This is a genomic window from Flavobacterium crocinum, assembly GCF_003122385.1.
In the GTDB taxonomy this organism is placed as follows: domain Bacteria; phylum Bacteroidota; class Bacteroidia; order Flavobacteriales; family Flavobacteriaceae; genus Flavobacterium; species Flavobacterium crocinum.
Genome location: NZ_CP029255.1, coordinates 2,365,437 through 2,377,228, shown reverse-complemented (window position 1 = coordinate 2,377,228; position 11,792 = coordinate 2,365,437). Strand labels below are relative to the sequence as shown.

General features: G+C 36.0%; 7 protein-coding genes. All 7 read right to left on the bottom strand.

Going from position 1 to position 11,792, the window contains the following annotated elements:
• Positions 1–2: 2 nt before the first annotated feature.
• The 7 genes from HYN56_RS10830 to HYN56_RS10800 all read right to left on the bottom strand — a co-directional run bounded on the left by HYN56_RS10830 (position 3) and on the right by HYN56_RS10800 (position 11,683).
• Positions 3–1,484 (bottom strand): xylulokinase, encoded by a 1,482-nt coding sequence (locus HYN56_RS10830; RefSeq protein WP_109192173.1) that lies wholly within the window; start codon positions 1,482–1,484, stop codon positions 3–5.
• Between the two features lie 2 nt (positions 1,485–1,486).
• Positions 1,487–2,494 carry a GntR family transcriptional regulator gene (locus HYN56_RS10825; RefSeq protein WP_109192172.1) on the bottom strand — a complete coding sequence of 336 codons (1,008 nt, stop codon included), beginning with the start codon at positions 2,492–2,494 and terminating at the stop codon, positions 1,487–1,489.
• A gap of 461 nt (positions 2,495–2,955) precedes the next feature.
• Positions 2,956–4,698 carry a glycoside hydrolase family 43 protein gene (locus tag HYN56_RS10820; protein ID WP_109192171.1) on the bottom strand — a complete coding sequence of 581 codons (1,743 nt, stop codon included), beginning with the start codon at positions 4,696–4,698 and terminating at the stop codon, positions 2,956–2,958.
• Positions 4,699–4,719: 21 nt separating this feature from the next.
• Entirely contained in the window at positions 4,720–5,754 is a 1,035-nt protein-coding gene (locus HYN56_RS10815) for a glycoside hydrolase family 43 protein (protein WP_109192170.1), read from the bottom strand.
• Between the two features lie 23 nt (positions 5,755–5,777).
• Positions 5,778–7,211, bottom strand: coding sequence for an MFS transporter (locus HYN56_RS10810; protein ID WP_109192169.1), 1,434 nt, complete (start codon positions 7,209–7,211; stop codon positions 5,778–5,780).
• A gap of 262 nt (positions 7,212–7,473) precedes the next feature.
• On the bottom strand, positions 7,474–8,583 hold the full coding sequence (locus HYN56_RS10805) for an endo-1,4-beta-xylanase (protein WP_109192168.1): 1,110 nt from the start codon (positions 8,581–8,583) through the stop codon (positions 7,474–7,476).
• A 229-nt stretch (positions 8,584–8,812) separates the two neighbouring features.
• Positions 8,813–11,683, bottom strand: coding sequence for a glycosyl hydrolase 115 family protein (locus HYN56_RS10800; protein WP_109192167.1), 2,871 nt, complete (start codon positions 11,681–11,683; stop codon positions 8,813–8,815).
• Between the last annotated feature and the right edge of the window lie 109 nt (positions 11,684–11,792).

The window sequence follows — 11,792 nt, the reverse complement described above, 5'->3', positions numbered from 1 at the left end:
TTTTATTTATTTGTTAATATTAATTCTAATTCTTTTTTCCATTTTTGATAAGCCGTCTCGTATTCCTCTTTATTTTTTAGAGGTAAAAAGGTCATTACGTGATCGTTTGTTGTAATTCCTGAACCAAATTTTTCAAAGTCACCATCTGTCAAGCCTACCGCTCTTGCTGCTCCTACTGCTCCGGTTGTATTGTAAATTTCGATTTCATGCCCTATTAATGTTGCCACTGTATTAGAGAAAATTTCAGAACGGAATAAATTATCATTTCCAGCTCTGATTACATTAATCGTTGCATGATCATCTTTCAGACATTCCATTCCGTACACAAAAGAAAATGCAATTGCTTCCAAAGATGCTCTAAACAAATGCGCGTTGGTATGAATATTAAAATTCAGGTTTAAAATATGAGATCCAATATTTTTATTATTGAACATTCTTTCAGCGCCATTTCCAAACGGAATGACAACCAAACCTTGTGAGCCTACATTGATCTGAGATGCTTTTTCATTCATTTCTTCATACGACTCATTTCCGATATTGTTTCGCATCCATCGGTATTGAATTCCCGCACCGTTTATATTCAGTAATTTTCCAACTCTCGGATTTGATTCTGTATAATTTACATGAACGAAGTTGTTTACACGAGTACTTTTTCCTGAGTTTGTTTCTGTAACAGCATAGAAAACACCAGATGTACCGCCCGTTGCTGCAACTTCTCCCGAACGAAGTACATTCAACGACAAAGCATTATTAGGCTGATCTCCTGCTCTGTACACAATCGGAATTCCAGCTGGAAGACCTGATTCTTGTGAAGCTTTTTCAGTTACAACTCCTTGGTTTGTAAAGTTTTCCACAATTTTTGGAGTCAATGCGGTATCAATTCCGTAATATTCCAAAAGCCAGTCGGCTACTTTATTTTCTTTATAATCCCAAAGCATTCCTTCAGACAAGCCATTTTTGGTAGTCGTTACTTCGCCTGTCAATTTCAAAGCGATATAATCTCCCGGAAGCATGTATTTAGCAGTTTTATTGTAAACTGCTGGTTCATTTTCTTTTACCCATTTCAGTTTTGAAGCCGTGAAATTTCCTGGAGAATTCAATAAATGCTCCATACATTTTTGTTCTCCAATTTCAGCGAAAGCGGTATTCCCAATTTCAACCGCACGGCTGTCACACCAAATAATAGAATTTCGTAACGGAGCGTTATCTTTGTCAACAATTACTAATCCATGCATTTGGTACGAAATACCAATTCCCTGAATTTTAGACGCATCAATATTCGCTTCTTTAATGGCTCTTTTCGTTGCTGTACAAATGTACTGCCACCACATTTCGGGATCTTGTTCCGCCCAGTCTGGGTGAATCGAAAGGATTTCCATCTCGTTCTGAGGTTCATTCAAAACGATCACTTTTTTACCCGTTTCTGCTTCAACAATTGCTGCTTTCACAGAAGAACTTCCAATATCATATCCGATATAATACATACTTACAATGATTCTCTTATTATTAATTTTGTCGGCACATAACACTTCGTTTCTTCGTCATGTGTGATAAATGCCGCCGCTTTGGTTCCTATTTCTTTAAAATCAGTTGAAACAACCGAAATTCCTTTGTATATAAATTTCTTCATCGGGGTTTCGTTATATGATAAAAATCCAACATCTTTTCCCGGTTCGTAATCTTTCTCTTTGCACTGCTCCAAAAAGTGACCTAAAATCCTGTCGCTTACACTTATATAGGCAATTCCTTTTTCGATATTGAACTTCTTTGGATCTGTAATCACTTCGTATTCAAAACCAAAATCGGCACAAAATTTCTTGAAAAAATCCACTGTTTCCCACGGATGATTAGTAAAATCAGGATATATAAGTTGTATCTTTTTATACTTTTTAAACAAATCCACCGCTTCTGTCAAAGACTCATAAAACGCCTTCCCAAAATCCTGAAACACATAATTATTGGCTTTATCTGCCTGAATATTCCAGTCAATCAAAAGCAATTTGTCGCTGGCAATTGCCGACAATGCCGGAGCAATATCCCGGTGATCAAAATTCATCACCACATATTTATAGTACTTCCCAATTCCGTTATTGATAATCGTTTTAAAAACATCAATATTATAATGGTGAAACTGTACGTCAATAATCACATTATCGGGCAGATTATTCACAACCGAATGGTACAAAACCTCTTTATAAGCCTTAAACGTATCTAAAACTAAAAGTACTTTTCTGGTTTCGCCCGCTACATAATAGCCTTTATTCGGCACAGAATCAATCACTTTCTGCTCTTTTAAAATCGAATACGCCTTAAAAACCGTATCTCTCGAAAGCTGATACGTCTTGCAGATCACATTCACAGACGGAAGCAAATCTCCCTTTTGCAAAATATTCTCTGCAATCGAATTTGTGATTCCGTCAACCAACTGCTGATACTTCGGAATATCACTTTCGTGATTCATTATAAACTCAAATTTTTCTTCTTCTTTTGGCATACCGTTCTGTTCCGTTCTGTTATGCTAAAGTAGATAAAATTCTTTTATAAAAAATTGTTTTTTGTATTAATTATGTTAAGTTTTTAAAATTCTATTTTTTAATAATTTGGGCGTGTCCCTCCGGGTCGGGCTATCCGTTGCAAGTCCTCGCCTGTTCGTTCCTCACGGCTGTGGGCTTTCCACTACTATCCCTCACGCAAAACGGTTTCAAAAGACACAGTCTTGTCATTTCCATTTAAAAGGAAAAATCACAATAGTAGCTACATAAAGTGATTTAACCGCAAAGTTCGCAAAGGTTTACGCAAAGAACGCTAAGAGTTCACTCTCAGTTTTGTCATCCTGACGAAGGAAGGATCACACTCGGGAATCGACAAAGATTGGCGACATTCTGTGCGGAGTTTCTAGTGTGATCCTTCCTTCGTCAGGATGACAAACTAAACGAAACCACTTCACTTAAAACTTTATCTAGCAAAATGCTCGCTCGATGCATACATCGCCAAATATGTCCCCACAAAACCGCCCGCTTCTTTTGTACTCAAAATAGAACCGTCTACATCTTTAATCAATAAAACCCAATCTGCATTCTGATTCGTTTTATAATAAAAACTATACTTTCTTCCGTTTCCTTCAATCTTTGCAAACAATGCTTTATCAACATCCAAAAGCTCTTTTTTAGCAATAATCTCAGACTTTCCATTATTGATTTTGTTAGCAGTTCTTTCTACAAAAACTTCTTGTTTTCCATCTGAATTCAATCGCTTTCCAACCAAAAAATAATGTTTTTCATTTTGAAAAGCAGTCAAACCTGCAACTTGTAAATTATCTTTTGGCGTAAACTCAAACTTCACTGAAGCTTCAAATTTTAAATGCTGTTGTCTTCTTCCTATAAAAGAAAAATTAGTTTCAGTATGAATCGATTCTTTTCTTGGTTGGATTAAAAGTTTTCCGTTAGTCAGTTCGTACCAATTTTCAGAAGGTGTTCTGATGAAATTCCATTTCAAGTTCAATTCATTCGAATCAAAATCATCTTTCCAAACAAAATTACCATTATTAGGTTCTGTTTTTTCTTTTGAAAGAGTCAGATTCGGACGCTTATTTTTCATCGGAATGGCTTCATTACCGCCAATAATTTCCGGCCAGCCGTTTTTCCATTCTACAGGCATCATAAAGGTTTCTCTGCCTGTATTGTACAAATCGCCTTCGTAAGGACGACAGCCTAAAAATACTGACCACCAATCACCATTTGGTAATTCAACAAAATCAGCATGACCTGTTGTCGAAACTAAATTTTTACGATTTGGGTCTAAATGTCTCTGTGTCAAAATCGGATTATGGGCATAACTTTCATAAGGGCCGTAAACATTTTTACTCCTAAAAACCACTTCTGAATGATTAAAACCTGTTCCGCCCTGAGCACAAATCAGATAATAAAATCCGTTTTTTTTAATCACATGCGGACCTTCAATCCAGACTGGTTTTATCGCCATATCGGTTCCGCCGTTAATAACCAATTTGGGAGCTGTTGTGGTTTTTTGTTTTTCCAAATCGTATTCCAGCATATAAATGGCACGATGACCATCATGAACCGAAACATTATTAGGCGGAGGCCCGTTATGTGTGATATACACTTTTCCGTCTTCATCGAAGAAAATATCCGGATCAATTCCGTTAACTTCTGGAAGCGTAATCGGATTTGACCAAGGTCCAGACGGATTTTTAGCCGTAACAATAAAATTACCCACTCCGCTGACATTGGTACAAATCACATAAAAAATGCCTTTATTGTATCGAATTGTTGGCGCGTACATTCCGCCTGACAAACGAGAATTACCAAAATCGACTTGTTCACGACGGTTTATAATATTTCCAATCTGTTTCCAGTTTACTAAATCTGTACTTTCAAAAATAGGAAGCCCTGGAAAATAGCAAAAAGAAGAGTTTACTAAATAAAATTTTCCCTCTGCACTACAAATAGTTGGATCTGGATAAAATCCCGCCAAAATCGGATTCAGATATTCGTTTTCAGATTTCGTCGAATTTTGATACGCATTGTCATTTCCTTGGTAATCAAACCAGTCAAAAACAGCATAATCGGAATACACAACCGATTGTGATTTTTGCGAAATTTTTTTACACGATGAAGAAGCACTCATTAAAATGACTGCGCTGACCAATGCACTACCTAATCTGCTTCTTTTAAACATGTTTTTTTTATTTCTAAAATCTTAATCAAACAATCTTCTAATTCCGTATGGATCAATTGTTACGATTGAACCGTCTTCGAGATAATCGATTTTGGTTACTTTCATGCTTCTTAAATGTGTTACGCCTTTTGACAAACTCGAATCGTGGTAAAACAAATACCATTCTCCCTCAACTTCACAAATAGAATGATGCGAAGTCCAGCCTACAACGGGATTCAAAATTCTTCCCTGATACGTAAACGGTCCATACGGATTGTCACCAATAGCGTAACAGATAAAATGTGTATCGCCTGTCGAATAGGAGAAATAGTATTTTCCGTTGTATTTGTGAACCCAAGAAGCTTCAAAAAAACGACGGTCGTTATCGCTTGCCAAAATCACTTTTCCGTTTTCATCCAGAATCTGGATTTCTTTTGGTTCTTCGGCAAATTCCAGCATATCATCGCGAAGCATAGCTACGATTGGCCCTAAAGCAGGTTCATTTCCAAAAGGTTCTTCGTTATTGGAATCGTATACATTATTTCGGTATTTCTGAAGCTGTCCACCCCAAATACCTCCAAAATAGATATAATGTTTTCCGTCTCCATCTTCAAAAACGGCCGGGTCAATACTGTAACTTCCTTTTATAGCGTCAGGTTGAGGTATAAACGGCCCTTCTGGTGCGTCGCCTATCGCCACTCCAATCTGGAAAATTCCATTGGCACGTTTGGCTGGAAAATACAAATAGTACTTTCCGTTTTTATGTCCTGCATCGGGTGCCCACATTTGTTTTTCGGCCCAAGCCACATCATCAACATGAAGCGCTACTCCGTTATCCACAACTTCTGATGATATCGTGTCCATCGAAAAAACGTGATAATCTTCCATCCCGAAATGGTCGCCGTTATCGTTAAACGGAATTCCGGCATCTATATCATGCGACGGATAAATATAAATCTTCCCATTGAATACATGCGCCGAAGGATCGGCTGTATACATATGAGATACTAATGGCTTTGAAATCGCCAAATCATTAATTTCCTCAAAATTAATGTGTTCAATGCTATCTTCAGGCATAGTGGTATCTTTGTTTTAAATAATTAAGTTCTTCTTTGTTTAAGTTCTGTTTCAATTTGCACTTCCATCGCTTTGTCGATTTTATAGAAAAACAGCAATCCGACTCCAATCAAAAAAGGGATTGCAGGAAAAATACTAACTAATAATTTAATTCCATTTATAGCTGTCTCCGACTGCTGAGGTGTATTTGGGACATAATGAAAATGGCCCAGGAATAATGTCGTTAAAGCACCTCCAATGCTTAATCCGCTTTTCAAACCTACCATCATTGCTGAAAAAATAATTGCTGTCGCTCTTCGATTATTAAGCCATTCCGAATAATCGGCAACATCGGCAATCATTGCCCATAAAATTGGGATTGTGATTCCGTAGAAAAATCCGTGCAGGATTTGAGAGAAAAATATCAATCCGATTGATGTTGGCGGATAGAAATAAAAAGCGATTATAAACAGTGTCGAAATGAATAAAAACAATCCGAATATGTTTCGTTTTCCATATTTATCAGCCAAGTTTTTAGACAACGTAATTCCGACAATCATAAAGATAATTCCGCCTGCATTAAAGAGTCCGAAACCTGCTGAGACAGGATCATTCCCAAAATGATTCAATCCGATATTCGTTAGAAAATCTAAAATAGGCTGAATAAAAACGGCTAATTTTTCTTTATCTACATAATTCTCAAAATAATATACATACGAACCGCCTTTCATAGCCAAAGTCACAAAAACCAAAGTCGTCAGCGAAAGCATAATTACCCATGGTCTGTTTTTAATCAAATCACTCAAATCTTCTTTTACGCTTGATTTTTGTTCTGGTTTTGGAATAATTCTTTCTTTCGTCGTTAAAAACGTAATTAAAAGCATGATCGTTCCAATAATCGCCAAAGCGGTCATTACTTTTTCAATCCCGATTGCTTTATCTCCGTTTCCGGCACTTTTGATAATGCCAAGCATAAAAACCTGAACGAAAAACTGTGCAAACATTACCGCAACAAACCGATACGATGACATACTGTTTCGTTCTTTCATATCGCCCGTAATTACTCCGCTTAAGGCAGAATACGGCAGATTGTTTCCGGCATAAAAAAGAAGAAGTAAAGTATACGTTACAACAGCATAAATCACTTTTCCTTTATAAGAGAAATCAGGAGTTGAAAAGGCTAATAAGGCTACTACTCCAAGCGGAATTGCGGTCAATAAAATCCAAGGTCTGAATTTTCCCCATCTCGTACTGGTTCTGTCTGCCAAGACCCCAATAATCGGATTGAAAATAAAAGCTGCAACCAATCCTACAATCAGCATGATGATGGAAGAATCTGTTGGTGATAATCCGTAAATATCGGTGTAGAAATACGCCAGATAGGTCATCAAAGTCTGAAAAACTAAATTGGCAGCTAAATCTCCTAAGCTGTATCCAATTTTTTCTTTGATGGATAATTTTTGTGAAATGTTACTCATTGGTGGTTTTGTGGTTAGTTAGTCCCGATCCTGCAAGGTTTTCAAAACCTTTGAGGTTTCAGTTGTTTTTCATACAATTTTAAAATCCATACCTACAAGGTTTTGAAAACCTTGCAGGAAAGCGAATTACAACTAAAACAATCGGTTGTGTAAAATTAGACAAAAAAACATATTATGCAAATTTAGTTTACTTTATTTAAGTTATTTTTCATTTCACAACCGATTGTTGATTAATTCATCAAGCTTAAGCTATTTCGACTGCTTATTCTTTAGTTTCTTTCAACTTTAAGATGCTGTCGTAAGCTGGTTTATGTTTTAATTCCTTGTCAAACGGAAGCGGGTAATTGGTTCTTCCTTTTATCGGCCAATCGTTTAGCCAGGATTGACCGTCATGAACGCCCCAAAACGTAACTCTGCTAATTTTGTCTTTATGCTTTAAAAATAATTTAAAAATCGATGCATAACGTTCTGCTAATTGTGTCTGAACGGAATCAGGTAATTTTTCCGGATACGGATTCATTTTAGGGTTTCCTTCAAATTTCTGATTTACATCTGCTCCTTTTAAATCCCATGGATTCGGCAAAACCGTGATGTCCAATTCTGTAAAAGCCACTTTGATTCCTAAAGCAGAATACTCTAAAATGCTTTTTTCAATTTCCTCTAATGACGGACTCTGTAATCGCCAGTGTCCCTGAATGCCAACTCCGTCCACTTTCCCGCCTTCAGCTTTTATTTTTTTGATTAAAGCAATAGCTCCTGCTCTTTTTGCTGGTTCTTCGATATTATAATCATTGTAATATAACTGCGCTTTTGGATCGGCTTTTTCTGCCAGTTTGAAAGCATCGACCAAATATTTCTCACCAAGTGTATTCAAAAAAACTGATTTTCTCAAAGTTCCATCGTCATTTAAAGCTTCGTTGACCACATCCCACGAATTGATCCTACCTTTGTATTTAGAAACGATGGTTGTAATATGATCTTTCATAAACGCTTTCATTTCTGTACTGTCGGCAATTTTTTCCATCCAAGGCGCCAGCTGACTATGCCAAATTAAAGTATGCCCATGAACAAACATTTTATTCTTCTCACCATAGGCTACAAATTTATCAGACAAAACAAAATCATATTTGTCCTTCTGCGGATGCGTATACATGGATTTCATAATATTCTCGGCCGTAATCGCATTAAATTCTTTTCGAATCAAAGAATCTACTTTTTTGTCTTTTTCTTCAATTTGATCAGCGCTTAAAGCAGTTCCGATGTAAAAATCATCTTTGTAAGCATCTTTTAACGAAGCAGTTTCTTTTTGCGACGTACAGCTTATAGTCAGCAAAGCCGTGACGGCAAATAAATAAGGTTTAATGCATTTCATATCTTTTTGGTTTAAATAGTTAATCGTTTTTCTTTCTCAACGGAGACCTGGCAGGTTTTTAAAACCTGTCAGGTCTAAAATTGTAATATTTACCCACAATCTTGTCATTTCGACGAAGGAGAAATCTTCGTAAGAAACTCTACAAAGATTGGCGATTTTCGTTGTGGAGCCACTTGTGAAGATTTCTCCTTCGTCGAAATGACAAACAGAACGTAGTATTATAAAAATATCATTCCTTCCTAAAACTCTCCGGCGGGCCCAAATACGACTCCAAAACCTTTCCTTCTTCGGTTTCAATTACAATTTTCTGAAGCACAAGCGCTGGATCAATTCCATAAATTTTTAAAACATGATTTCCTGCTTTTTCAATGTTATGTGTCGATGTTATGATTTTAATATTATTCGCAACAGATTCTGTCCAGGCTTTTTCTGAAGCATCTGCGTTGAGGTTCATGATTTGCGGTTTCTCATTATCAAAGGCAATTCCGTATTTTAATCCGTCGCCCTTTTTAAAATTGATTGTTGGCGAAAAATAAGCGTTTACTTTCATCTTTCCTTTGCTAAAAAAATGAACGTTGTATTCTAATCTTGGAGATTGTTGTGAGATTTCTATCGGATGAATATGCGAAGGTTTTAAAGTTACTCCGGATGCTGTTTTTCCAAGATTTGGAATTGTTGTCCATTTTATTGAATCAGAATTTATTGCTTTTGAATAATTCTGAGCTTCTATCGAAATATAACCGTTGTTTTCAGCAAAGCCATGAACTTTATCAGCTTTAATATTATTAGTTTTTAATTGAATAATAAATTTTTGATAATTAGCAACAACTATAAATTGACTCTTAGTTATTCCTTTTGGGGCTTTTTTCCAATCAATATTTACTAAAATTCTTTGTTCCGTATCAACTATACCCTCAGATTGAGAAAACTGAATCCAATTATGATCGCAAAAAATTTTAAATGTATATTTTTTTATTCCAGAATTTAATAAATCGATGTATGATGTATTATTTTCTAATGATGAAAAATCCACCAAATCTATTTTATTTTTAAGAACTCCATCAAAAGATTCTTCTTTTCCTTCAACAGCAATTCTCTGATTTACTGCTGTACTATGAAAAAGATATCTCGTGCCTGGAATCACATTTTTATCCGGCTGTTGCCAATTATCATAACCAATATGCGTCTGCGCCATCATATGATTCCATTTACCATTGGCTAATTGCGTATGATAATAATTCGTGAGTTCGGAATCTTTTTCAAATAACTCTTTTACTTTTTCTTTATATTCATTTGCAGAAAGTCTCCACTGTTCTGAGTATAAATAATTTTTAGCCTGTGCCACATACAATTCGTTTAAATTGGCGCTTGCCAAAACAGGAAACAAAACCAACTGATAAAAAGCATCTTTGTATTCTGGCTTCAATTTCTCATTTATAATTGCAGCCAATTTGACCAATTTTTGATAATCAGCTATAACTTTGTCAGCTTCATTATAATTAGTGACACTGTAGGTTTTACGATCCAATAATTCAGGTTTTCTTCGGGAATTGTATTTCGTATATAATTTTAAAATCTGAGCAATTTCTCCTGTAAACTGGTTGTCAAAATTCTCTTTAGCCCAATCTGAATAATACTGTTCTAAATTTCCTGCATTGAACTTTTCAGGATTCCAAGCCATGTCCAGGAAAAACTCTATTGGAAATTCCATTGGTTTGATGTCGCCCACATTTACAATCCAGATTTTATCGACACCGTATTGATAAGCCAAATCCATTTGTTCCCAAACTCTTTCAATTTGATTGGTGTTAATCCATTTGTAATTTCTTGGTCCGCCCACATAATCGTAATGATAATAAATACCGTAACCGCCTTTTCTAGGTTTCGAATCTAATTCCGGAAGTTTGCGGATATTTCCCCAGTTGTCATCACACAACAAAAGCGTAATATCATCAGGGACCGTCATGCCTTTGTCATAATAATCCTGAACTTCTTTATAAAGTGCCCACATTTGCGGAGTTTCTTCTGCTGGTTTTTGGGTCACTTCTGCAATAATATTTCTTTGCGTTTTTACAATATTTTCTAATAATTCAATTGCCGTTCCTTCTGTCATGGGTTCGTCACCGTCACCACGCATTCCAACAGTAACAATGGTTTCTTTGTTTCCCATTCTTTTAATTCCGTCTTTCCAGAATTGAATCAAAGCTTCAGAATTGGTGTTAAAATCCCATTTCCCTTTTTCTTTTCCCCATTCAGCGTGTGCTCTTGTCAACGGTTCGTGATGCGAAGTTCCCATTACGATTCCGTATTCATCGGCCAAAACTGCGTTCTTCGGATCTTCAACATAAAACATTCTGCCCCACATGGCCGGCCATAAATAGTTGCCTTTCATTCGCAGAATCAATTCAAAAACTTTATCATAGAATTGTGAATTGAAACCGCCAAATTTCTCAAATGCCCAGCCTGTTAATGATGGAGCTTCATCATTTATAAAAATCCCTCTGTATTTTACTTTTGGCTCTCCCTGCGAATGAATTCCAGGTAAAACATGCAATTCTGATTGTTTTTTAACTGGAACATCTGCCCAATAATACCAAGGCGAAACTCCAATTTGATTCGATAAATCGTAGATTCCGTAAATCGTTCCGCGTTTATCTGAACCTGCAATTACCAAGGCTTTTTTGATTCCTTTAAACGGATTTTCAACTATCTGCGTGGTAAATTTTTCCCATTTTCCCTTAAGCTGATTGGCATCAATTTTTCCTTCTTTGGCTAATTGATCGATGATTTCATTTTTTCCGAGTGTTCCTATAATGACAACAAAATCTTCTGCTTCTGAAATCTTTTTTATTCTCTTCGAATGTAAATCGGAAACGTTAAAAAGATCATTTTCTAAATGTCCTGTTACTTTTAAAACTCCCGAATAATCTTTATCGTTAACCAAAATCGAAGTTATTTTTCCATTACTTACTAAAGGGAAATTTTCATTAGCAACCTCATTCACCAAGTATTTCTCCGGATTTATAGCATACGAACTTGTACTTAATCCGATTAGGAAAAGCAATAGGATTAGGTATGAAGTTTTAATTTTTGAACACATAGGATCATAGATTTGATACGCATCCTAACAGGTTTCCAAAACCTGTTAGGTATTATTTAAAATTTTTCCTGTTCTCATCGGTAAACCCGACAGGTTTTAAAAACCTGTC